Source organism: Pseudoduganella violaceinigra DSM 15887 (assembly GCF_000425385.1).
Taxonomy (GTDB): Bacteria; Pseudomonadota; Gammaproteobacteria; order Burkholderiales; family Burkholderiaceae_D; genus Rugamonas; species Rugamonas violaceinigra.
Genome location: NZ_AUDI01000004.1, coordinates 247,049 through 267,670 on the forward strand (window position 1 = coordinate 247,049; position 20,622 = coordinate 267,670).

The following is a 20,622-nucleotide window of genomic DNA, read 5'->3' on the forward strand; positions in this document are numbered from 1 at the left end:
CTTGGATTGGGCCATTGCTCAATGGCATCTTTGGCCCCTTAACTGGTAAAGGCGACCGCGCCAAGGTGGGGATTAAGCGCCAGTCGGGTTTTTCTTCGATAAAACTGAAATTTCCGGCGGGGAAGCCGGGGCTGCCGCGGCCGGCGGCAGCAGCTGGCGCAGGATCGCGTCGGCGACGCCGAAGGCGCGCCGGCCGGCCAGCTGGTCGGCCACCATATTGTCGGCCAGGTCGAGCAAATCGCTGTTGATCGAGTCTTTGTAGATACTGTCGTCGTCGGCCATGGCCTTGGTACTGTCGCGCATCTTGTGCAGGGCCTGGGCGATGAAGAAGCTTTCGAACTTGACAGCCGCCTCGGTGGCCTTGGCGCGGTAGCGCGTGGCGTCGGTCTGCGCCTCGGGCGCGGCCTGGCCGATCTTCGTGTCCGCCGGCTGGCCGATGTCGAGCCGGCGCACCGGCAGGGGGAGGAAGCGGCTGTCCATCAGATCACCACCAGTTCGCCTTCGATGGCGCCGGCCTGGTCCAGCGCCTGCAGGATGGCCATGATGTCGTCCGGCGTGGCGCCCAGGCTGTTGACCACGTCGATGATGGCTTGCAGCTTGGCGCCGGCCGGCCATTTGAAGGTGTGCGGCCGGGCTTCGTCCACCGCCACATTCGATTGCGGCGTGACGGCGGTCTGGCCCTGGCTGAACGGGGCCGGCTGGCTGACTTTCGAATTTTCCGAAATGACCACCTTGAGCGAACCATGCGTCACGGCGGCCGACTTGACGCGCAGGCCGTCGGAAATCACCACGGTGCCGGTGCGCGAATTGAACACCACGCGCGGGGTTTCGGCGCCCACGTCGATGGGCAGCGATTCCAATTTGGCCATGAAGGCCACGCGCTGGGTGGGATTGTCCGGTGCGATCACGTCGATGCCGGTGCCGTCGGCCGTGCTGGCCACTTCGCCGAAGCGGCGGTTGATCGCTTCCACGATATTGGTGGCGGTTTCGAAGTTTGGCTGGCGCAGCGACAGGTGCACGGTCGGCTTGCTGGCGAAGTCGGTGGCGATCTCGCGCTCGATCACGGCGCCGTTCGGGATGCGGCCGGCGGTCGGCGTATTCACCGTGACGGAGGAGCCGCTGCGGCCGGAGGCGGACAGGCCGCCCACCACCACATTGCCTTGCGCCAGGGCATAGACTTCATTATCGGCCGCCTTGAGCGGGGTCAGCAGCAGCGAGCCGCCGCGCAGGCTCTTGGCGTCGCCCAGCGAGGCCACGGTGACGTCGATCGGCTGGCCGCGCCGGTAGCCGGGCGGGAAGGTGGCCGACACCATCACCGCGGCCACGTTCTTGGATTTGGCATCCTGGCCGTCCGGCATCTTGACGCCGAACTGCTTGAGCATATTCACCACCGACTGGCTGGCGAACTTGACCTGGGTCGAATCGCCGGAGCCGTTCAGGCCGACCACCAGGCCGTAGCCCACCAGCGGATTGTCGCGCACGCCTTCGACGGCGACCAGGTTGCGCAGCTGGGGCGCGGCGGAGGCGGGCAGGGCGAGGGCCAGCAGCAGGGCGGCCACCAATCGGTAAGCTGGCCCGCGGCCGCCGCGCACCGGTGTCCGACCCCGCGGGTGGGACACCGCCCGACCGGTTTTCAAGCTGAACATCATCATCCCCTCAAAACGGCATCAAAGGACCCAGGAAGAAGCGCGTCAGCCAGCCTGGCCGGTTGGTATCGGCCAGCGTGCCCTGCGCGCCGTACGCGATGCGCGCATTGGCGATGCGCTGCGACGACACCTGGTTGTTGGCATCGATATCAGCCGCGCGCAAGTAGCCGCGCAGGCGCACGAATTCCTCGCCCTGGTTCAAGGTCAGCACCTTTTCGCCCGCCACCTTCAGCAGGCCGTTCGGCATCACTTCCTGCACGATGACGGTGATCGCCCCGCTCAGCGCATTGTGCTGCGTGCTCTGGGCATCGCCCTTGAAGCTGCGCTCGCCGGAAATATCCACGCCCACTTTCGGGAACGTCTTGCCCAGCAGGCTGGGCGTGGCGACGCCGACGGACGAATCCTTGGCCAGGGTGGTGCCGGCGCTCTTCGATGCCTGCGTGGTTTCCTGCAGGATCACGGTGACCACATCGCCGACGCGGAAGGCGCGGCTGTCCGACACCAGCGAGATGCTGCTGTCGGGATTGAAGACGCCGCCCGAGCTGCCGCGCGGCTGCGCCGAGCGCACCACGGTCGGGGCCTCTTCGAAGGGCGCCGGGCGCACGGTCGGCTGGAGGGCGTTGCAGCCCGCCAGCAGCACCAGCACCAGCGCGGGCAGGACGGTTTTCATCAGCGTGCAGCCTGGGCCAGGTATTGCAGCATATTATCCGCCGCGGTCAGCACTTTGGTGTTCATTTCGTAGGTGCGCTGGGCGGCGATCATGTCCACCATCTCTTCCACCACCTGCACATTCGAGCCTTCCAGGGCGCCCTGCTTGAGCTTGCCGAACTGGGCGTCGCCCGGCCGGCCTTCGGTCGGCGCGCCCGACGCCGCCGTCTCGGCGAACAGGTTTTCGCCCAGCGCCTGCAGGCCGGTCGGGTTGATGAAGGAGGTCAGGGTCAGCTGGCCCAGCTCGGTCGGCGCGGCATTGCCCGGCACCGTGGCCGAGACCGTGCCGTTCTCGCCGATGGTGACGGCGGTGGCATTGGCCGGCACGGTAATCTGCGGCACCAGCGGCAGGCCTGAGGCGTTCACCAGCACGCCGTCCTTGTCCACCTGCAGCTGGCCGGCGCGGGTGAAGGCCGGTTCGCCGTTCGGGCGGCGCACCTGCAGGAAGCCGTTGCCCATGATGGCCACGTCGAGCGAGTTATTGGTGGTCTGGATATTGCCGTTGGTGAAAATCTTCTGGGTGCCGACCAGGTGGGTGCCATTGCCCATCTGCACGCCGGACGGGTTCAGGGTGTTGTTGTCGGCGCGCTGGGCGCCGGGCTGCTGGTCGATCGAGTAGAACAGGTCTTCGAACACCACGCGGTCGCGCTTGAAGCCGACGGTGTTGGCATTGGCCAGGTTGTTGGCGATCGCCTGCAGTTTCGCGTCCTGCGCCTGGACGCCCGTCTTGCTGATCCACATTGCTGGATTCATCGTTGCTCTCCTGTTAGCCGGTAATCAGTTTATTGCCGGTGGTGGTCATGTCGTCGGCGGCCTTGAACAACTTCATCTGGATTTCGAAGGTGCGGTTCAGGCTCATGGTGGCCACCATTTCCTCCACCGCCGAGACATTCGCGCCTTCCAGATGGCCCGCCATGACGTGCACGGCGTTGTCGCCGTCCAGCGGCTGGCCGTCGCGCGACACCAGCAGACCGGCTTCGTTCTTGGTCAGCTGGGAGGCCTCGGCGCTCACCAGCTTGAGCTTGTCGATCACCTGCATCTCGGCATTGGCCGACTGGCCCAGCACGGAGACGGTGCCGTCCTGCCCGATCTCGACCTTGCGGTGGAGCGGCAAGGTGATCGGGCCGCCATCGCCCAGCAGCGGCATGCCATTGACGGTCAGGGTGCCGTCGGCGTCGAGCGTGATGGCGCCGGCGCGGGTGTAGGCTTCGCCGGTCGGCCCTTGCACCGCGAAGTAGCCGGGGCCGGAAATGGCGACATCGAGTTCGCGCCCGGTCTGGCGCACGCCGCCCTGGCGGTCGGTGACGGCGTTCGACTGCATCTGCGACATGTGGCGGTCGTCGTAGCCGTAGCCGGGCAGCTTGGCCGCTTGCGCCAGCTCCAGGTTGGCGCGGAAGCCGTTGGTGTCGAGGTTGGCCAGGTTGTTGGCGTGCACCTGCTGGCCACGCATGGCCCGCTCGGCGCCGCTCATCGCGGTATAGATCAGGGCATCCATTCCATCCGCCTTCTTTACAGGGCCTGCATGAGCGACTGCAGCATCTGGTTCTCCGCCGTGATGACCTTGGAGTTGGCCTGGTAGTTGCGCTGCGAGGTCATGAGCGACACCAGTTCCGAGGTCACGTCGACGTTCGAGGTTTCCAGCGAGGCGACGGTGAGCGCGCCGGCGATGCCTTGTCCCGCTTCGGACAGGTTGGCGTTGCCGGACTGGACGTTGGCGGTCCAGGCGGTTTCATTGATCGGGGTCAGCGCGTCTTCGTCGGGGAAGGTGGCGATGGTCAGGCGGGCGATGGCCTGCTTTTCGCCGTTGGAATACTTGGCCACCACATTGCCTTGCGGGTCCAGGTCCACGCCCACATAGCTGCCGGCCGCATAGCCGTCGGCGGCATTGGTGGAGGTGGTCGATTCGCCTTTCTGGAACGTGGTGCCGGTGTAGTCGATGTCCACCGTCATGGCGGCGGCAGGGTTGACCGCGAACGTCAGGTTGTGCGAGTAGGACAGGCCGGCGCCGGCCGGGTTGGCTGCCTTGTCCAGCTGGCCGTTCACGTCGAACACCAGGGTGTAGGGCGAGCCGCCGGCCGCGCCCAGGTCGGTGCCGTCGACGGCGGTATAGATATCCACCGTGCGCACCGCCGGATCCTTGACGAAGTACTGGGTCACCGTGTGTTCGCGGCCCAGCGAGTCGTGCACCACGGTGACCTTGGACATATTGTACATATTGGCGTCCGGCACCACCGGCGGCGTGACGGTGGCGTCGGGCAGCTTGGTGGTGATATTGCCGGTCGGGACAGTCCAGTCGGCCGACAGATTGGCCACGAAGGCGAGGTTGCCGGTGGCCTTGGCGGTCAGCAGGTTGGTCGGCACCTTGATGTCGCCCACCGGGCCGGCGATCAGGCTGGGCGGCGTCAGCTGGAAGCCCTGGATGCGCGCGCCGGCGCTGTTGACCAGGTAGTCGGTGGCATCTTTGGTGAAGATGCCGACGCGCGTGTAGTTGGTCTGGCCGGTGGAATCCTTGGCGACGAAGAAGCCGCGTCCGTTGATCAGGGCGTCGAGGCTGCGGTTGGTGGCCTGGATGCCGCCGTTCAGGGCGATCGACTGGGTAATCGAGCCCACGTGCACGCCGGTCGGCTGCGCGCCCGCGTGCAGCGAGGCGAAATTGGCGCGGCTGGACTTGAAGCCGTAGGTCCCGGCGTTGGCGATATTGTTGGAAATCGTGCCCAGTTGCTCGTTGATGGCCTGGATGCCGGACAAGGCGATATCGAAACTCATGGCGGGGACCTTTCGTTAAATGGCGGTAGTCGGGGCCTTGCCCCGGAATGCGGTAATGGCCGCGGGCGCCACTTCGCCCACGGTGTCGACTTTGACGGTGACGTTGCCGCCTGTGCCCAGCTGAACGCTGTCGAGGCGGCCCTGCACCGCCAGCGGCACGCTCGGGTTGCTCTCGCTGGCCACGCGCAGGGCATAGCTGCCGGCCGGCAGGCCCAGCGCGACCGGATCGATGCTGAACTGGTGGGTGCCGGCGGGCAAGGTGCCCATCACGATTTCAACCTGCTGGCCGTTGCTGGCGGTGAGCACCAGGCTGGTCTTGGCGGAGGCGCTGCCCAGCGTGGCTTCGCCCCGCACCTTGGCGCCGTCCAGGGTCACGTGGTCGGTCTGCACCATGACATTGGAGCCGACCTGGGCGCCCATGGCCAGCACCTGCATCGATTGCAGCACCGAGGCGTTGGCCGAGGTCAGGCTGGCCAGGTTCTGCAGCGCTTCGGTCTGCGACAGCTGGGTCAGTTGCTGGACGAACTGGGCCGGGTCCTGCGGCGAAAGCGGGTCCTGGTTGCGGATCTGCGCCACCAGCAGCTTGGTGAACATGTCGCGGCCCTCGTTGGAGGCGCCGTTCAGGGCCACGCCCGGCGGGTTGGCGCTTTGCGCGGCGGCATTGGTAAACAGGTTGGTTTCCATCAGGATTCACCCAGCTTGAGCAGGGAAGCCTGCATGCCGCGGATGCGGCCCAGCACTTCCACATTGGTTTCGAATGCACGCGAGGCCGACATCATGTCGGTCATCTCGGCCACCTGGTTGACGTTGGGGTAGAACACCATGCCGTCGGCATTGGCCAGCGGGTTGCCCGGCTCGTACACCTTGCGCAGCGGCTCGGCCGACTGCACCACGTCCAGCACCTGCACCCGGCCGCCGGCGGCATCGCCGTTTTCGTCCATGAGGGCGGCGAACACCGGCTTGCGGGCGCGGTAGGTTTCCGCTTCGCTGCCGGCCACCGAATCGGCATTGGCCAGGTTGGAGGCCACGGTATTCAGGCGCACGGTCTGCGCCGCCATCGCCGAACCGGCAATCTGCGCTATCTCTTTAAAGCTCATGGGGCGTCCCCTTACTGGCCGTTGATGGCCTTGGCCAGCCCGCGCAGCTTCATATTGATGAAGGTCAGGCTGGTGGCGAAATCGGTGGCGTTCTGCGAGAAGGCGGCCTGCTCGACGCCGATCTCGACGGTGTTGCTGTCGCCGCTCGGGTGATAGGGCACACGGAACTTGGTTTCGCCGTCGCCATCGAGGACCGGCTCGCCGGCCGTCTCGGCTTCCACGCGCGCCAGGGACTCCTTGAAGTCGATATCCTGGGCGGCGAAGCCCGGCGTATTTTCGTTGGCGATATTCGATGCCAGGACGCGCGTGCGTTGCGCGCGCAGCTGCAGTGCATCCGCATGCATGCCGACGGCGTCCTTGAAATTAATGGCCATTGTTACGCTCCTCTGGTAATGTCCCAGCGAATTTACATACTAAAGGTATTGCCCATGTCCAACAATCCAATTGTACAGGTTTTCGGTGGATTATTGCTCATAGGAATTCTTAATTGCCGTGTGGCAATTGCTGCAGCCGTGGAGGATCTGCTAAGCAAAGTTCAACTAGCAGCAGTGAACCAATTGCAAAACCACGCGCAAGCCCAGCACTGGCGGGACCCGCAGTTCGATGTCGAAGTGCTCAGGACCAACCGCAGCATCCCGGCCTGCCCCTCTGAGACGCGGGTGGAGAGCATGGATGCGCGCGGCATTGCGCGCATGCGTTTCGTGGTCGTTTGTCCAAGCTTGCAAGGTTGGCGATATGAATTTCTTGTTAAGGGAAAGGTGTCGGCAAAGGTTGCCGTTGCAGCCACGGATTTAATGTCCGGCAAAATTCTGTCGCCTTTAGACTTGTTGCAGGAGCGCCACGATATCACCTTGATTCCCGATGCCTTTTCCGACCCCGGCGAACTGGGCGGGATGGCCGCGCGGCGCAGCATCCGCGCCGGCGAAGTGCTGCGCCAGAACATGCTGGTGGCGCCGCAGCTGGTCAAGCGCGGCGACCAGGTGCGCATCGTGGCGCGCCGCGAGCAGATCGAAGTGTCGATGGCGGGCGAGGCGCTGGACAACGGCAGCCGCGGCGCCGTGATCCGCGTCAAAAACAGCAGCGGCAACCAGATCCGCGCACGGGTTATCGAGGCTGGGACGGTAGAGCCTGCTGACCTGCCTTGATGCTGGCCGCGACCCGTCCCAGCTTGTCGGCGTAGGCGGGATCGCTGGCATAGCCGCCCGCTTGCAGGGCGTGGGCGAAGGCTTGCGCATCGCTGCCCGTGTTGAGGGCGTGCCGGTAGCGCGGGTTGTCCAGCAAGAGCCCGGCATAATCCTCGAAAGCACTCGCCACCTCGCCATAGCCGCGGAATCGTGCGCTGCGGGCGACCGGCTGGCCGTCTTCCACTTCCAGCGTCGACAGGGCCTGCACCGCGCCCTGCCAATTCCCGCCGGCCTTGATGCCGAACATATTATTGCCCGGGGCATGGCGGCCCCAGCCAGTTTCCAGGGCCGCGTGCGCGGCCACCAGTTCGGGCGCCACGCCCAGGCGCGCCGCCGCCGCTTCCGCGTGCGGGCGGATGGCGTCCAGGAAGGCTTGCTGCTCGGTGTCGGGGACGCCGGCGTCGCCCATGGCAGCGCTGCCGCCGATGGCGCGCGCGGCCAGGCGCGCGCGCAGGGCGGCGCCGTCGGCGTTGAGGGTGCTGGCGGCGCCGGCAGCGGCCGCGCCAGGCGTGCCGGCTGCGGCGATATAGCGCTCGACTTCCGCATGCACCTGGCGGAAAGTGGCGCCCGCGGCCCCGCCCGCCGTGCTGGCGCTGTCGAAGGCGGCTGGCAGGACCGGCCGCGTGGCGCTCACATTGCTGGCGCTGGCCGCCGTGGCCTGGGTGGGCGCTGTGGCGGCCGTAAACGGCCTGTAGGGCGCGAAGTCAGACCGGCTCATAGGTTTGGTCATCCCCGTGCAGGACGCGCTGCATGATCGTGTATTGCTCCGCCAGCAGCTCGGCGTTGCGGCGCCCCATCTCGCGCGCCGTCTGCACCATCGCTTCCAGCTGGGCCCAGTCGGCTTCCAGGCGCGCCCGCGCTTCCGGCTTGAGCAGGGCGAACACCTGGTCCATTTTCGGCCCCGGGCCGGCCAGCAGGGTGGCCAGTTCGACGCGCTGGGCGCGCCGCGCCTGCAGTACGTCGACCAAGGCGCTGATGTCGGCCGCGATCTGTCCCAGGCGTTCGCTCTGGTGGCTGACGGCCGCTTCGAACTGCTGCGCGATCAGGTCCAGCATCTGCTGGTAGCTGTGCAGGTCGGCCTGGATGCCGTCCAGCAGCTGGCGCATGGCGTCCTGGCGGGTGGGCTGGCTCATTGCTCGCCTCGGTGGAATTTCTGGATCAGGCCGGCCAGCTTGCCGGCGTCGAACGGCAGCTCGCCCTTGGCCAGGGCGTCGCGCAGCTGGGCCACGCGGTCGTGGTCGATGTCGCCCATTTCCTTCAAGGCCTGGATGGCCGGCTGCATGACGGCCGACTCCAGCTCGCGCTGGGCGGCCGGCGCCGCGGCCGGGCGCGCCGTGTCGGCCGGTGCGCTGTCGGCCACGTTCTGCACCGGGCTGCCGGGGGTGGCACCGGAAATCCTCATGCGGTTTCCTCTTGACTTGACGTTAATTGCCATTGCTCTTCCCCTTGCCGGGCAGCAGTTGCTTGCGCAATTGCTGCAAGAGGCCGGGTTCGGGCAAATCCGATTCCCGGATGATAGCAGTCTTGCTGCCGGGCATGCCAAACATATTGGCAATGGCTTCGGCCTGGGTATTGGTCAGGATCAGCAACTCGATCCGGCGGTTGACGCCGGCATCGGCCCGTTTGCCATCGAGCGGCGCACGGTCGGCCATGCCGACCACCTGCAGCACGCTGTCCTGCGGCATGCTGCCGGCCAGCAGCTGGGAGCGCGCGGCCATGGCGCGGTTGCTCGACAGGTTCCAGTTGGAGAAGGCCTTGTAGCCGGTATCGGCGTACTGGGCCGAGTCGGTGTGGCCGACGATCAGCATCTGGTTTTCCATCTTAGCGAACAGGGGGCCCATATTCTGCAGCAGGCGCGCGAACTTGTCGGTCGGCACCGCCGAGCCGCGCACGAACATGCCCTGGCTGTCGGTATCGTGCAACATCACGCGCAGGCCGTAGGGGGTCACCACCGATTCCAGGTTGCTGCCCAGGCCGGCCGCCTCGCTCATCGTGGCCAGGGTCTTGGACAGCAGCTTGAGGTCTTCCGGCGACTCGTAGCGCACGCGGTTTTCCGCGGTCTGGTTGGGGCTCTTGTTGTAGCCTTGCGTGGCATTGCCGTCGACGTCGGTATTCCCCGTGCGCGGCATGGGGAAGCGTTCGATCAGGCTGCCGCGCGGGCCGCCCACCTGTTCCGGCATGACGCCCTTGCCGACGTCGGTCTTGCTGCCGTCGGACTGGGTCATGATGTGTTCCAAGGATTCCTGGTTGCGCACGGCCATCAGCCACAGCACCAGGAACAGGCACATCAGGGCGAGGCAGAAGTCGGCGAAGGCGACTTTCCAGGCGCCGCCATGCTCGTCGTGCTTGTGCTTGCCACCGCCGCGCTTGACGATGGTTTGCTCATGGTGCTTGTCATGCGGCTTTAGCACGGCCACCTCCTCGGCGCGAGCTCGATTCCGGCTCGTCGCCGCCCTCCATCGCATTGATCCAGCCTTCGAGCTGGGCGAAGCTTGGCTTGATGTTCAGCTGCACCAGGCGGCGACCGGCGTCGATCGCCAGCAGCGGCGGCTTGCCGGCCACATGGGTCACCAGCACCACCTTGACGCATTCCATGGTCGAGGCTTCCTGGTTGACCAGCTGCTTGAGCATGTTCGAGATCGGGTCCAGCACCCCGTAGCAGAAGAAGATACCGATGAAGGTGCCGACCATGGCCGCGCCCACGTGTTCGGCGATCTCGGCCGAGGTGGCGCCTTCGCCCACCGTGCCCATCGTGATCACGATGCCCAGCACGGCGGCCAGGATACCGAAGCCGGGCATCGCTTCGGCGATCTTGTTGATCGACTTGGCCGGCTGCGTCAGTTCTTCATGGATGGCTTCCAGTTCCTGCTCCAGCACCCCTTCCAGCTCGTGGGCGTTGATCTTGCCCATGGCCATCAGGCGGAAGTTGTCGACGATGAAGGCGAGCAGCTTGGGGTCTTCCAGGATCAGACGGTAGCGCTGGAACAGCGGCGATTCGCGCGGCGCCTCGACGTGGGCGTCGAGCGCCTTCAGGCCGCCGGCGGCCAATTGCAGCAGTTCGTACATCAGCAGCAGCAGCTGGCGCTGGAATTCGGAATCGTATTTTTTGCGCGACATCAGGTGCTTGATCTGGGTCAGCGATTCGGCCAGCACATGGCGCGGGTTGCCGATCACGAAGGCGCCGAAACCGGCGCCGGCAATCACCAGCAATTCCAGCGGCTGCCAGATCGCGGTGAAGTGGCCGCCCATCATGGCGTAGCCGCCGAACACGGAGCCAAACACGATCATGATGCCGAATAGTTGCTGCATGGTGTAAGCCTTTCCTGTGGTGTGCCTGGGGCCGCGGCGTCAGGCCGCCAGCACCGCCTTCATCTTGTTCAGGGCCGCCTTGTTCAGCTGGCAGACGCGGGCATCGGTCAAGTCCAGCACGGCGGCGATCTCTTTGTAGCTCAGTTCGAATTCGTAGTACATCTGGATCACGCGCTGCTCGCGCTCGTCCAGACCGTTCAGCGCCTGCTCCAGGCTGCGCCGTATCATCAGCTGCTCTTCCGGGCCGGACACGCTGCCGGTATCGGCCAGGGTGTCGTGCAGGATATCGTCGAAGCTGGCGATGGTTTCCGCGTTTTCATCGAGCAGGTAGGCCTGGTAGTCCTCGGCGTTCAGGCCGAGCGCGGCCATGGTTTCCTGTTCGTTCGGCTCGCGCCCCAGCTTGCGCGTCAGCTCGCGCACGGCGTCGCGCAGCTTGTGGCTCTGCTGGCGCACCGCGCGCGGGCGCCAGTCCTGGCGCCGCAGCTCGTCGAGGATGGCGCCGCGCACGCGCAGCGCGGCATAGCTGCCAAAGCCGCCGTCCGGCTCGCCGTAGCGGCGCAGGGCTTCCAGCAGACCCATCAAGCCGATCTGTTCCATATCGTCGCGGTCGATGGCGCCCTGCACCTGCGAATTGAGCTGGCGCACGATGCGCTTGACCAGCGGCGCGTAGGCCAGCAGGTGCTTTTGCTCGTCGGCCGCGCTGACGGCGCTGTAGCTGTCGGCGTAGGGCTCCGCGACCTTGTCCACCACCAATCCCATGGCAGCCTCTTTACTCCAGGATCAACTTGCCGATCATGACTTGCTGGAAGGGGCGCTCGCGCGCATCCTTGGCGTAGGCTTCATCGTAAGCCTTGTTCAATTCTTCCACAAACTGGTCGATGGTCATCATGGACGCCTTTTCCATCGGCAGCGCCGACAGCGCGCGCACCGCCACGCTGCGCAGCAGGGGCAGGGCTTCCTTGGCGTCCTTCTCCTGCTTGGCCGTGGTCGAGATGACCAGGTCGGCCGACATATAGTGCGGCACGGTGTCGCCCGGCTGGCGGCGCAGCATGACAATGACTTTCTCGATCGTGAGGTACTTCAGCGGTTCGGCGGCTTTCTTTTCCTCGGCCGCCTTGGCCGGCGCCGCGCTGTTGCCGCTCTTCAGGTACCAGACGGCGCCACCGGCGGCGCCCGCGCCCACCAGCAGCACGGCGGCCACGATCAGAACCAGTTTTTTATTCATCGAAGACTTACTCCCGCTCGCTCAACATGGCAAAAGTGGTGGTGCCGGCATCGCCTTCTTCCAGGGCACGGCCTGGCTGGCGCTGTTGTCCGGATTGCTGCTGGCGCTGCTGCTGGCCGCCGTCGGCCAGGCTGCGCGCATTGCTCGACGACACGGTCACCGCCACCTCGCCGAACTGGCGCTGCGACAGGTCCTGGCGCACGGCGTCGCCGATGGCATTCAGCTGGCGCAGCACTTCGTTGTGGCTGGCGGCGATATTGACTTGCAGGGCGCCGCCGCTGTGGCGCACGGAAATTTCCACGCTGCCCATATTGGGCGGCTCCAGCCGGATCACGGCGCGTTCGTCATTGCGCGCCAGTTGCAGCTGCAGGCGGTCGCCCAGGGCGGCGCGCAGCGGCTGCTGCCATTGTTCGGGGGCGCCGCTCAGTTGCAGCGCATCGGCCGGCTGGCTGGCGCCGGCATTGGCCAGCACGCTGCGGAAGCCGGGCAGTGCGGTTTCGCCGGGCGGGCGCTGCGGGCTGTCGCCCAGCAGGCTGGCGCCGTCCTTGGCCGCGACCGGGGCTGCGCTGCTGTCGGCGCCTGCGCCCGGCGGGACGCCCAGGGCGGTGGCCAGCGCGCTGCTGCTAGCCGCCTTGGCCGCATGGGCCGGGGCCGATGCGGACGGGACTGCAGGCAGGGCTGCGGGCAGAATAACCGGGCGGGCGGCGGCGGCCAGCAGGCTGGCGTGCCCATCGAGCTGGACGGTCTGGCGCACTTCGCTGCCGGCGCTGGCGGCCTGGGCTTCCAGCAGGCTGGTGGCGGCGTTGCGGGCGGCCAGCAGGGCGGCCGGCTGGCGCTGCACGGCGGCGTCGTTGCCGGCCGGGGCGGTCAGGGCGGCGGCCACGGCGGCCACGCTGTCCGGGGTGGCGCCCGGCGTGCCGCCCGGCAGGCCGGCCAGCGGCAGCGGCTCCATGGCCGGCAGCATGGTGGCCACGGCCTGCGCGGCCGCGGCGTCGGCGGCGTTGCCAGGGTCGGGCTGGGCCGGCGCCTCGGTTTCATCGGCGGCGGCGCCGTTCATGGCGTCAAGCAGGGCGCCAAAGGGCGCCGGTATCATGGCCGCGGCGAGGTCGCGCAGGGCCGCCGCGGGAGTACCGCCCGGGTCGGCGGCCTCCCGCGCGGGCGCGTCGTTGGCGGCCGGCAGCGGCTGGCCGGCGGCACCGGTGGCACCGGTGGCAGGAGGGACGGGAACGGCAGGCGCCGCGGGCAGGTTGATCATGCTCAGGTTCCGGTTTCAGCGTCGCCGCTGGCAAGGGCATAGGCCAGCCAGCCCTCGCGGTTGTTGGCCAGATCGGCCAGGTGCTGGCCCAACTCGACGGTGCTGCCGTCGACCTTGGCGACCGCTGCCAGGTGCAGCTCGCGCAGCGCCGCCAGCGCCGCGCGCTCGGCCGGCAGCCACGGACCCTGCGCCGCCAGCTCGGGCAGGGAAGACGCCATCAACGTATTCATCGCCGCCATGGCCGCCCAATCGTTGGCGGCGGTGGCGGCGCCCAGCTGCTGCCCCAGCTGCAGCAGCGTCGCCTGCCTATCCATGCTTGTCGTGCACGCCCTGCCAGCCGGCGCGGATTGTGGTCAACAGGCCCACCACTTCGTCAATGACGGCGGGATCCATGTCGACGCCGGCCCGGTACAGGCGGGCGGCGCAATAGTCGTACAGGCGGCCCAGGTTGGCCACCACCTCGCCGCCCTGGTCGAAATCGAGCGAGCTGGCGAGGCCGTTGATGATTTCCGTGCACTTGTCGAGGCTGAGCGCCTTCTGCTCGTAGCGCTTGCCCACGATATGTCCGCGCGCACGGGCCAGCTCCTCCAGCAAGCCATCGGTCAGCACCAGCACCAGTTCGATCGGCGTGGCGCGGGCCGTCTGCGATTCCAGATTGGTGGCGTGATAGCTGCCGTAAGCGTCGTGGTCCATTGTTTACAACCTTCAGGAATCGGATTTCGAGAACATCGCTTCAAACATGCTGGTGGTGCCGCTCATCTGCGACTGCAGGCTCTGCAGCTGCGTGAACTGCGCCAGATAGCGGGTGTAGGCATTGTCGTACTGGGTTTGCAGCGCGGCCTGGCGCGCCGTCAACTGGGTCTGCAGCTTGGCGTTGGCGTCCTTGCGGCTGGCGATCTGGCCGGTGCCGGTCTTGGTCCAGCTGCCGACCAGGGTGTCGAGCTTGCCCAGCACCCCGCTTGGCGAGCTGCTGCTGACCTTGCCGAAGATGGCGTCCAGGCCGTCCGGATTCACGGCCAGCGCCTTGTCCAGGCGCGTCTTGTCCAGCGACAGCGTGCCGTCGCGCTGGGCGGTGATGCCAAAGGTCACCAGGCTGGCGCCGCCCACCGAGGTGCGCAGCAGCGACTGCATGCGCGACTTGAGCGAGGAAATGCCGGCGTCCGACGCGTAGATGCCGCTGGCGGTGCCGCTGCTGGCATCGCCGGCCGCGGTCAGTTCGGCCAGCGCGGCATGCATCTTGTTCCACTGGTCGACGAAATTCTGCACATTGCTGGCGGTGCCGCCGCTGTCGCGCGCCACGTTCAGCGTGACCGGGGCCGCGCCGGGCGCCTGGGCCTTGGTGAAGGTCATCGACACCCCGTCCACCACATTGAAGGTGTTGGAGGCCTGGGTGATCTTGTTGGCCGGGGCGCCGCCCTGGGCGCCGAGCCAGACGATGGCGTCCTGGCCGGTCTGCATCACGGTGGTGTTGCCGGCGCCCAGCTGGGCCGCCAGGCCGGCGTCGCCCAGGCCGCTGGTATCGATGCCGACCACGCCGCCGTTCTGGCCGCTGACATTCGAAGTGAGCACCAGGCGCGTCTGGCCGTTGACGGTCAAGGTGGAGGCGGTGACGCGCGAATTATTGGTCGCTTCGATATTGATGGCGGCCGCGATTTCCTTGGCGCTCAGGACATGGTTGGCATCCTTGTCGCCGTTGGCCAGGCTGACGGTGAAACTGCTGCCGTCGGCCAGCTTGACCGCCAGGCTGCCGGCGCCGGCGCCGGTGACGGCGGAATCGCTGACACCGTTGAAGGACACCTGGCCGACCGTGGCCAGCTGCTCGACATAGAACTGGTAATTGCCGGCCGTGGCCGAGGCGCTGGCCGTGGCGGTGCCGACGTCGGTGCTGAAACTTGCCTTATTGGACACGACCGAACCGGTCGACGACATGCTCGACAGCGAGCTGCGGAAGGTGCCCATCGCGGCGCTGAGCTTGCCCAGCGCCTTGTCGATGGCCGCCGCATTGCTGGACTGGGCGTCCAGCATCGACTGGCGTCCCTGCACATACAGCTGTGCCAGTTGGGTTGCCGTGGATTTCGGATCGTAGGTTGGGACGTTGGTGGCCATTTCTCGTGCTCCGAGGAAATTAAATGAAGTGTACCAAGGTAAGAGGCGACCAAAGTAATGACTTCATGAAATATCCGCTTCAGCGTTTCATTTATGCCCGCGGTACCACAGTTGGGTTGCCAATTCATCATGGCGCTTGCGCTCTTGCGAATGCTGGGCCGTCACGGCGGCATGCTGGTGGCGTTCGAGCACCTGGCCCAGCACCTCGCGCTTGACGTAGGCGGCGGTCAGGGCGCGCTGCGACACGGCCATATCGGCCTCGTGCATGTGCAGGTTCAGGCGCTGGTGGTCGGCCAGCGCCATCACACCCTGCTTGTAGTCGCCGCAGTTCAGGGCCAGGGCCATGGGCAGGCGGCCGGAGGCGCCGCTGCTCTGGTACAGGTCGGTGAGGCGGTCGAGGGTCTTCTTGTAGCGCTCGCGTACGTTTTCCTTGGCGGCCATTTCCGTCTGCAGCTTATCGACTTCGTTGCTGCGCATGTCGACCAGGGTCGACAGGCTGCGAATGGTGTGCTGGGTGGGGGTCATGCCATCAGCCTTTCAAGTTGGGAGACGCAATGGGCGTACGGGGCCGGTTCCTTGGTCCCCTGGCACAGGAATTCTTCGATATGCGGGTTCAGATTGACCGCCTTGTCCGTCACCGGATCGGCGCCCGGCACATAGGCGCCCAAGGGGATCAGGTCGCGCACCCGTTCGTGGCGCGCCATCGACGCCTTCAGGGCGCGCGCCGCCAGCATGTGTTCGCGCGTGATCACATGGTTCATGCAGCGGCTGATGGAAGCGGCAATATTGATCGCCGGATAATGGCCGCGCTCGGCCAGTTCGCGCGTCAGCACGATATGCCCGTCCAGGATGGCGCGCGCGGTGTCGACCACCGGGTCTTGCTGGTCGTCGCCCTCGGCCAGCACGGTATAGATGGCGCTCATGCTGCCGTAGGGATTTTCGCCGTTGCCGGCCGATTCGACCAGCTGCGGCAGGGCGGAGAAGACGGACGGCGGATAACCCTTGGTGGCCGGCGGTTCGCCCAGCGCCAGCGCCACTTCGCGCAGCGCCATGGCGTAGCGGGTCAGGGAGTCCACCAGCAGCAGCACGTGCTTGCCCTGGTCGCGGTAATGGGCCGCGATCGAATGGCACAGCTCGGTGGCCATGATGCGCATCAGCGGCGATTCGTCGGCCGGCGCGATCACCAGCACGGCCTTCTTCAAGCCTTCCGGGCCGAGCGACATTTCGACGAATTCGCGCACCTCGCGCGAGCGCTCGCCGATCAGGCCCACCACCACCACGTCGGCCACGGTCTGGCGGGTGATCAGGCCCAGCAGCACGGACTTGCCGACGCCGGAGCCGGCCATCAGGCCCACGCGCTGGCCCTTGCCCAGGGTCAGCATGGCATTGATGGCGCGCACTCCGACGTCGAGCGATTCGACCACCGGCTGCTTCTTGAGCGGGTGGATGCGCGGCGGCTGGGCGTCGAGCGGATGTTCGCCGCCCAGCTTGCCCAAGCCGTCGATCGCTTCGCCGATGCCGTTGACCATGCGGCCCAGCCAGCTGTCGCCGATCTGCAGGCTGGAGCGTTCGGCCGATGGCAGCACGCGCGCGCCGGTGGTCAAGCCGCCGGCCCGCTTGAACGGCATCAGGAAGGTCAGCTTTTCGCGGAAGCCCACCACTTGCGCATCGAGCCATTCGCCCTCGACTGTCTCGATCTGGCAACGTTGGCCGGTATGCAATTTGCAACCCGTGGCCTCCAGCAGCAGGCCGGAAGCGCCCACCAGCCGCCCGGTCGGGGTGGCCAGGGGGACGTCGTCGAGTTCCAGCTTGCGCAGTGCGTCAGCAATCATTCTTCGCTCTCAGCCTCGTCGCCGCCATCGGCGGCCTGCAACTGATTATCGACCTGTTCCATGACCGCAGCAAGACGCTGGTGGCAACCGGCGTCGACTTCATTGTCGCCGGCCCGGATGCGGCATTCGCCCACGTCGAGGCGGGCGTCGCCGATCAGGTTCCAGCGCTTGGCGCGCTTGGGATCGACTTCCATGATGCGCTTGACCTCTTCCGGATTGAGGTAGACGTCGATCTCGTCGCGCGTGGGCGGCATCGAGGCCAGCGTCTCGTCGACCAGGGCCATGATCTGCACTGGCTGCAGGGCCAGTTCGGCGCGGATCACATTGCGCGCCACTTTGGCCACCAGGTCGACCACTTCCTTGCGCTGCGCGGCGCGGTAGTCGGCGCGCAGCTTCTTCAGCGATTTCAGCATGCCGTCCACCGGGCGCGCCAGGTGGTCGAAGCCGACCAGGGTTTCCTGGCGGCCTTCCTCGCGCCCCAGCTCGACGCCTTGCAGGCGGCCCGCTTCGAACCCTTCCTCCTGGCCGCGCTGCAGGCCGATCTCATAGCCGTCGCGCTGGCCCTGCTCGAAGCCTTCGCTGACCGAGGCCTGCCAGTGGGCGGCGTCGGCCGCCTGCCCCTGCGGCCGGCCGTGCTGGCCCGGCGTGTGCACATACTGCTGCAGGGGCGGGAAGCGGTAGGGGCGAAATTGCTTGAGCATCATTCGACCACCGTTTCGGCGAACAGCTGCACCTCGACCTCGCCGGCGTCGGCCAGCGCCTTGACGGTGGCCATGATTTCCTGGCGCGTGGCCTCGATGCGCGACATCGGCACCGGGCCGGCGCGCCGCATCATGTCCTCGAAAGCCTGGGCCTGGCGCTTCGGCATGGTCTTCAGCACCGCGTCGCGGATGGCCGGCTCGGCGCCCTTGAGCGCGATGGCCCACTGCTCGAGCGGCACTTCCTCGATGATGCGGGTGAGGGTGACTTCGGTCTGGGTCGAGAGGATCAGGAAGTCGTACATCTGCATTTCGATCTGGGCCACCATGTCCGGATCCTGGGCGCGCAGCAGCTCGACGATCTGGGCCCGGTTGCCGGGCAGGCGGTTCAGGATCTCGGCCACCTGGCGCACCCCTTCCACGCTGGTCGACTGCGAATCGAAGGAGGACAGGCAGCGGTTGACCAGCTCGTCCAGTTCCAGCAGCAGGTCGCGGTCGATCTCGTCCAGGCGCGCCATGTTCAGCAGCACCAGGTCGCGTCCTTCCAGCGGCAGGGCGTCCAGGATCTGGCCGGCCAGGGCGGGCGGCAGGAAGGCCAGGAACACGGCCTGCATCTGCACGTGCTCGTTGGCGATATAGTCGGCCAGCCAGCGCGGCGAGGCCCACTGCAGGCGCGCCATCTTCGGCCGCAGCTCGTCGCCGTAGATGCTGTTGAGCACAGTGTTGGCGATATCGCCGCCCAGCGCCAGGTCGAGCGAGCGCTTGAGGAAGGAGCGCGAGGCGCCGTGCACGCCGGACTGCTGGCGGTAGTCGTCGAAAAAGGTCTGCATGGCGGTTTTCACCGCTTCCACCTTGATGCCGCTCATGCGCGACATGACCTGGGTCACTTCCAGCAATTCTTCGCGCGAGAGGCAGCGCAGCACCGCCGCCGCCGGCTCCTCGCCGATCGACAACAGCACGATGGCGGCTTGCTCGACCGGGGTCAGGCCGCGCTCGTCCTGTTCCAGGCTATGGTTGGTGTCGGCCATTTTTCTGCATCCATTGTTTGACGACTTCGGCTACGCGCTCTGGCTCTTTCTCGGCCAGCACCTTGAGGTGGTCCACCATCACGTCGACCGGCGAACCGGCCGGCGGCAAATCGTAGTTTTCCAGCAGCGGCACCACCGGCATCTGGCTCGCTTCCAGGCTGCCGGTCTTGGCCGCCGCGGGTTCCGTGGCCGGCGCGCCCAGCGCTGCCGCCGGGGCGGTGGCGCCCGCGGCGGCGGCGCCGCCGGCCAGGGCCGCCGCGTCCGCCTGGGCCTGGCGTGCCGCGGCCGACAGGGCCGGCTTGGTGCTCGCCGCCTGGGGCGGCGCGAAGCGCAGGCCGAGCAGGCGCAGCAGCGGGCGCGCCAACAGCAGGTAGGCCAGCACCAGGGCCACCGCATAGCCGAGCCAGTTGGCCGACTCGACCACGGTATCGCGTTCCTGCCACCAGGGGGTCTCGGCGACCTTGGGCGGGAAGTTCATGGCGCTCACCACCAGCTTGTCGCCGCGTTCCTCGTTGATGCCCAGGCCGTTGCGCAGCAGCTTGTCGAGATTGGCGATTTCCGGCGCCGTCCAGCCCGTCTTGGGGAAGGGCGCCGCCGCATGGGCCAGCACCACCGCCACGTTCTGGCGCACCAGGCGGCCGCGCGCGCGCCGGGTCTGGGTGATGCTGCGGTCATAGGCGTACTGGCGCGTGGTGGCGTTCTTGCGCGCCGTGCCTTCGGGCACCTGGCCTGGCGCGCCGGCGCCGGACTGGGCCGCTGCCTGGGCCGCCTGGGCGTCGGCGGCCTGCTGCTGCGGCGGGCGGTTCGACAAGGTGCCCGGCACGCCCATGGCGATGCGGTTGCGGTCCTGCTCTTCGCGCATGGCTTCGCTGGTCACCTTCGGGTCGGCGCCGTATTTTTCAACGGTTTCTTCCACCTTGTCGTTGTCGACATCGGCGGTCACGCTGACGCGGAAATTATTGTCGCCGACGATGGGCCCCAGCAGGCCCTTGATGTTGTTGCGGATTTCCTCCTGCTGGCGCTTGGCGTTCTCGTTGCCGGACGTGGTGGCGTCGAAGGCTTCGGTCAGGTCGACGTGGGAGGACAGCAGGTTGCCGGCCTGGTCGACCAGGCTGACGCGCGCCGGGCTCAGCGATGCGACGCTGCCCGACACCATATTCACGATGGCGGCGATCTGTTCCGGCGCCAGCGCGCGCCCCGGCTTGGTGGCCACCACGATGGCGGCGGACGATTTTTCGCCGTCGCTCGACACGAAGGAGGTCGACTTGGCGATCGACAGGTGCACGCGCGCATGGGCGATGGCGTCGAGCGTCATGATCGATTGCGCCAGTTCGCCTTCCAGGCCGCGGCGGAAGCGCACATCCTGCACGAACTGCGAGACGCCGAGCGGATCGTTCTTGTCCATCAGTTCCAGGCCGGCCGGCAATTGCGCCGTCACGCCTTTGGCCGCCAGCAGCATGCGCACCTGGCCCAGCTTACTTTCCGGCACCAGCACCTGGCCGGTCTCCGGGTGGATGCGGTAGGAAATTTTTTCCGCATCGAGCACATTCATCATGTCGGCCGTGGCGACTTTCTCGCGCTGGCCGAAGACCGGCTTGTAGCCGCTCTGGTCCTTCCACAGGACCATCAGCACCAGCGCCGTCAGGCCGACGGCCAGCACCAGCATGGGGTACAGGCTCTTCATCACGGCCGGCGGCAAGGCCGGCGCCGCGGCGCCCCGCCAGCGTCCAATGGCGGACTTGAGGTTAGCGATCACGTCAGGTCTTTC

The 20,622-nt window shown here is 66.9% G+C and carries 26 protein-coding genes; 1 reads left to right on the forward strand and 25 read right to left on the reverse strand.

Features of this window, described 5'->3' with window-relative positions:
- Positions 1 to 72: 72 nt before the first annotated feature.
- The 9 genes from H597_RS29760 to flgB form a co-directional block, all read right to left on the reverse strand.
- Positions 73 to 480, reverse strand: coding sequence for a flagellar biosynthesis protein FlgJ (locus H597_RS29760; RefSeq protein WP_229632092.1), 408 nt, complete (start codon positions 478 to 480; stop codon positions 73 to 75).
- Positions 480 to 1,592: a flagellar basal body P-ring protein FlgI gene (locus H597_RS0104890; protein WP_028101147.1), complete on the reverse strand. Its 1,113-nt coding sequence runs from the start codon at positions 1,590 to 1,592 to the stop codon at positions 480 to 482. Before H597_RS0104890 ends, H597_RS29760 begins: the two co-directional genes overlap by 1 nt.
- Before the next feature lie 64 nt (positions 1,593 to 1,656).
- Positions 1,657 to 2,316: a flagellar basal body L-ring protein FlgH gene (gene flgH, locus H597_RS0104895; protein WP_028101148.1), complete on the reverse strand. Its 660-nt coding sequence runs from the start codon at positions 2,314 to 2,316 to the stop codon at positions 1,657 to 1,659.
- Positions 2,316 to 3,107: a flagellar basal-body rod protein FlgG gene (gene flgG, locus H597_RS0104900; RefSeq protein ID WP_169433285.1), complete on the reverse strand. Its 792-nt coding sequence runs from the start codon at positions 3,105 to 3,107 to the stop codon at positions 2,316 to 2,318. The genes flgH and flgG overlap by 1 nt, the downstream gene beginning before the upstream one ends.
- Positions 3,108 to 3,120: 13 nt before the next feature.
- Positions 3,121 to 3,849, reverse strand: coding sequence for a flagellar basal body rod protein FlgF (locus H597_RS0104905; RefSeq protein WP_028101150.1), 729 nt, complete (start codon positions 3,847 to 3,849; stop codon positions 3,121 to 3,123).
- A gap of 14 nt (positions 3,850 to 3,863) precedes the next feature.
- Complete coding sequence (locus H597_RS0104910; protein ID WP_028101151.1) at positions 3,864 to 5,120, reverse strand: flagellar hook protein FlgE; 1,257 nt, start codon at positions 5,118 to 5,120, stop codon at positions 3,864 to 3,866.
- 15 nt (positions 5,121 to 5,135) lie between these two features.
- Positions 5,136 to 5,804: a flagellar hook assembly protein FlgD gene (locus H597_RS0104915; protein WP_028101152.1), complete on the reverse strand. Its 669-nt coding sequence runs from the start codon at positions 5,802 to 5,804 to the stop codon at positions 5,136 to 5,138.
- Positions 5,804 to 6,217: a flagellar basal body rod protein FlgC gene (gene flgC, locus H597_RS0104920; RefSeq protein WP_028101153.1), complete on the reverse strand. Its 414-nt coding sequence runs from the start codon at positions 6,215 to 6,217 to the stop codon at positions 5,804 to 5,806. Before flgC ends, H597_RS0104915 begins: the two co-directional genes overlap by 1 nt.
- 11 nt (positions 6,218 to 6,228) lie before the next feature.
- Positions 6,229 to 6,591 (reverse strand): flagellar basal body rod protein FlgB, encoded by a 363-nt coding sequence (gene flgB, locus H597_RS0104925; protein WP_028101154.1) that lies wholly within the window; start codon positions 6,589 to 6,591, stop codon positions 6,229 to 6,231.
- A gap of 54 nt (positions 6,592 to 6,645) precedes the next feature.
- Between flgB and flgA the strand changes: the two genes are divergently transcribed.
- Positions 6,646 to 7,362 (forward strand): flagellar basal body P-ring formation chaperone FlgA, encoded by a 717-nt coding sequence (gene flgA / locus H597_RS0104930; protein ID WP_035373236.1) that lies wholly within the window; start codon positions 6,646 to 6,648, stop codon positions 7,360 to 7,362.
- Here flgA and H597_RS0104935 read toward each other — a convergent pair.
- From H597_RS0104935 to fliF, 16 genes are all read right to left on the reverse strand, one after another.
- Positions 7,322 to 8,119, reverse strand: a complete 798-nt coding sequence (locus tag H597_RS0104935) for a glycoside hydrolase family 73 protein (protein WP_028101156.1) — start codon at positions 8,117 to 8,119, stop codon at positions 7,322 to 7,324. The two genes, flgA and H597_RS0104935, sit on opposite strands and share 41 nt — an antisense overlap.
- Positions 8,106 to 8,534, reverse strand: a complete 429-nt coding sequence (locus tag H597_RS0104940) for a flagellar protein FlgN (RefSeq protein ID WP_028101157.1) — start codon at positions 8,532 to 8,534, stop codon at positions 8,106 to 8,108. The genes H597_RS0104935 and H597_RS0104940 overlap by 14 nt, the downstream gene beginning before the upstream one ends.
- Positions 8,531 to 8,803 carry a flagellar biosynthesis anti-sigma factor FlgM gene (gene flgM / locus H597_RS0104945; protein WP_028101158.1) on the reverse strand — a complete coding sequence of 91 codons (273 nt, stop codon included), beginning with the start codon at positions 8,801 to 8,803 and terminating at the stop codon, positions 8,531 to 8,533. Before flgM ends, H597_RS0104940 begins: the two co-directional genes overlap by 4 nt.
- Before the next feature lie 22 nt (positions 8,804 to 8,825).
- On the reverse strand, positions 8,826 to 9,812 hold the full coding sequence (locus H597_RS0104950) for a flagellar motor protein MotB (RefSeq protein ID WP_035373238.1): 987 nt from the start codon (positions 9,810 to 9,812) through the stop codon (positions 8,826 to 8,828).
- Positions 9,796 to 10,710: a flagellar motor stator protein MotA gene (gene motA / locus H597_RS0104955; RefSeq protein WP_028101160.1), complete on the reverse strand. Its 915-nt coding sequence runs from the start codon at positions 10,708 to 10,710 to the stop codon at positions 9,796 to 9,798. Before motA ends, H597_RS0104950 begins: the two co-directional genes overlap by 17 nt.
- A gap of 39 nt (positions 10,711 to 10,749) precedes the next feature.
- Positions 10,750 to 11,469, reverse strand: coding sequence for an RNA polymerase sigma factor FliA (gene fliA / locus H597_RS0104960; protein WP_035373127.1), 720 nt, complete (start codon positions 11,467 to 11,469; stop codon positions 10,750 to 10,752).
- 10 nt (positions 11,470 to 11,479) lie between these two features.
- Positions 11,480 to 11,935 (reverse strand): flagellar basal body-associated FliL family protein, encoded by a 456-nt coding sequence (locus H597_RS0104965; RefSeq protein WP_028101162.1) that lies wholly within the window; start codon positions 11,933 to 11,935, stop codon positions 11,480 to 11,482.
- 7 nt (positions 11,936 to 11,942) lie between these two features.
- Complete coding sequence (locus H597_RS29765; protein ID WP_051293541.1) at positions 11,943 to 13,190, reverse strand: flagellar hook-length control protein FliK; 1,248 nt, start codon at positions 13,188 to 13,190, stop codon at positions 11,943 to 11,945.
- Positions 13,191 to 13,192: 2 nt separating this feature from the next.
- On the reverse strand, positions 13,193 to 13,504 hold the full coding sequence (locus tag H597_RS0104975) for a hypothetical protein (RefSeq protein WP_028101163.1): 312 nt from the start codon (positions 13,502 to 13,504) through the stop codon (positions 13,193 to 13,195).
- Entirely contained in the window at positions 13,497 to 13,883 is a 387-nt protein-coding gene (gene fliS, locus H597_RS0104980) for a flagellar export chaperone FliS (RefSeq protein ID WP_028101164.1), read from the reverse strand. The genes H597_RS0104975 and fliS overlap by 8 nt, the downstream gene beginning before the upstream one ends.
- 12 nt (positions 13,884 to 13,895) lie before the next feature.
- Complete coding sequence (gene fliD, locus H597_RS0104985; protein WP_028101165.1) at positions 13,896 to 15,296, reverse strand: flagellar filament capping protein FliD; 1,401 nt, start codon at positions 15,294 to 15,296, stop codon at positions 13,896 to 13,898.
- A gap of 87 nt (positions 15,297 to 15,383) precedes the next feature.
- Entirely contained in the window at positions 15,384 to 15,821 is a 438-nt protein-coding gene (fliJ, locus tag H597_RS0104990) for a flagellar export protein FliJ (RefSeq protein WP_051293542.1), read from the reverse strand.
- The gene (fliI, locus tag H597_RS0104995; protein ID WP_028101167.1) at positions 15,818 to 17,128 is read right to left on the reverse strand and encodes a flagellar protein export ATPase FliI; all 1,311 of its coding nucleotides are present in this window, start codon (positions 17,126 to 17,128) and stop codon (positions 15,818 to 15,820) included. Before fliI ends, fliJ begins: the two co-directional genes overlap by 4 nt.
- Positions 17,125 to 17,829: a flagellar assembly protein FliH gene (gene fliH / locus H597_RS0105000; RefSeq protein ID WP_028101168.1), complete on the reverse strand. Its 705-nt coding sequence runs from the start codon at positions 17,827 to 17,829 to the stop codon at positions 17,125 to 17,127. The genes fliI and fliH overlap by 4 nt, the downstream gene beginning before the upstream one ends.
- A complete protein-coding gene (locus H597_RS0105005; RefSeq protein WP_028101169.1) occupies positions 17,829 to 18,854 on the reverse strand; it encodes a flagellar motor switch protein FliG in 1,026 nt (341 codons plus the stop codon). The genes fliH and H597_RS0105005 overlap by 1 nt, the downstream gene beginning before the upstream one ends.
- Complete coding sequence (gene fliF / locus H597_RS0105010; protein ID WP_028101170.1) at positions 18,835 to 20,610, reverse strand: flagellar basal-body MS-ring/collar protein FliF; 1,776 nt, start codon at positions 20,608 to 20,610, stop codon at positions 18,835 to 18,837. The genes H597_RS0105005 and fliF overlap by 20 nt, the downstream gene beginning before the upstream one ends.
- Positions 20,611 to 20,622: the final 12 nt, after the last annotated feature.

Excerpts from the sequence above, each read along its gene's own strand:
- H597_RS29760 (WP_229632092.1), bottom strand. The coding sequence starts at position 480 with ATGGACAGCCGCTTCCTCCCCCTGCCGGTGCGCCGGCTCGACATCGGC.
- flgH (WP_028101148.1), bottom strand. The coding sequence starts at position 2,316 with ATGAAAACCGTCCTGCCCGCGCTGGTGCTGGTGCTGCTGGCGGGCTGC.
- flgG (WP_169433285.1), bottom strand. The coding sequence starts at position 3,107 with ATGAATCCAGCAATGTGGATCAGCAAGACGGGCGTCCAGGCGCAGGAC.
- H597_RS0104905 (WP_028101150.1), bottom strand. The coding sequence starts at position 3,849 with ATGGATGCCCTGATCTATACCGCGATGAGCGGCGCCGAGCGGGCCATG.
- H597_RS0104910 (WP_028101151.1), bottom strand. The coding sequence starts at position 5,120 with ATGAGTTTCGATATCGCCTTGTCCGGCATCCAGGCCATCAACGAGCAA.
- H597_RS0104915 (WP_028101152.1), bottom strand. The coding sequence starts at position 5,804 with ATGGAAACCAACCTGTTTACCAATGCCGCCGCGCAAAGCGCCAACCCG.
- flgC (WP_028101153.1), bottom strand. The coding sequence starts at position 6,217 with ATGAGCTTTAAAGAGATAGCGCAGATTGCCGGTTCGGCGATGGCGGCG.
- flgB (WP_028101154.1), bottom strand. The coding sequence starts at position 6,591 with ATGGCCATTAATTTCAAGGACGCCGTCGGCATGCATGCGGATGCACTG.
- flgA (WP_035373236.1), top strand. The coding sequence starts at position 6,646 with ATGTCCAACAATCCAATTGTACAGGTTTTCGGTGGATTATTGCTCATA.
- H597_RS0104935 (WP_028101156.1), bottom strand. The coding sequence starts at position 8,119 with ATGAGCCGGTCTGACTTCGCGCCCTACAGGCCGTTTACGGCCGCCACA.
- H597_RS0104940 (WP_028101157.1), bottom strand. The coding sequence starts at position 8,534 with ATGAGCCAGCCCACCCGCCAGGACGCCATGCGCCAGCTGCTGGACGGC.
- flgM (WP_028101158.1), bottom strand. The coding sequence starts at position 8,803 with ATGAGGATTTCCGGTGCCACCCCCGGCAGCCCGGTGCAGAACGTGGCC.
- motA (WP_028101160.1), bottom strand. The coding sequence starts at position 10,710 with ATGCAGCAACTATTCGGCATCATGATCGTGTTTGGCTCCGTGTTCGGC.
- fliA (WP_035373127.1), bottom strand. The coding sequence starts at position 11,469 with ATGGGATTGGTGGTGGACAAGGTCGCGGAGCCCTACGCCGACAGCTAC.
- H597_RS0104965 (WP_028101162.1), bottom strand. The coding sequence starts at position 11,935 with ATGAATAAAAAACTGGTTCTGATCGTGGCCGCCGTGCTGCTGGTGGGC.
- H597_RS29765 (WP_051293541.1), bottom strand. The coding sequence starts at position 13,190 with ATGATCAACCTGCCCGCGGCGCCTGCCGTTCCCGTCCCTCCTGCCACC.
- H597_RS0104975 (WP_028101163.1), bottom strand. The coding sequence starts at position 13,504 with ATGGATAGGCAGGCGACGCTGCTGCAGCTGGGGCAGCAGCTGGGCGCC.
- fliS (WP_028101164.1), bottom strand. The coding sequence starts at position 13,883 with ATGGACCACGACGCTTACGGCAGCTATCACGCCACCAATCTGGAATCG.
- fliD (WP_028101165.1), bottom strand. The coding sequence starts at position 15,296 with ATGGCCACCAACGTCCCAACCTACGATCCGAAATCCACGGCAACCCAA.
- fliJ (WP_051293542.1), bottom strand. The coding sequence starts at position 15,821 with ATGACCCCCACCCAGCACACCATTCGCAGCCTGTCGACCCTGGTCGAC.
- fliI (WP_028101167.1), bottom strand. The coding sequence starts at position 17,128 with ATGATTGCTGACGCACTGCGCAAGCTGGAACTCGACGACGTCCCCCTG.
- fliH (WP_028101168.1), bottom strand. The coding sequence starts at position 17,829 with ATGCTCAAGCAATTTCGCCCCTACCGCTTCCCGCCCCTGCAGCAGTAT.
- H597_RS0105005 (WP_028101169.1), bottom strand. The coding sequence starts at position 18,854 with ATGGCCGACACCAACCATAGCCTGGAACAGGACGAGCGCGGCCTGACC.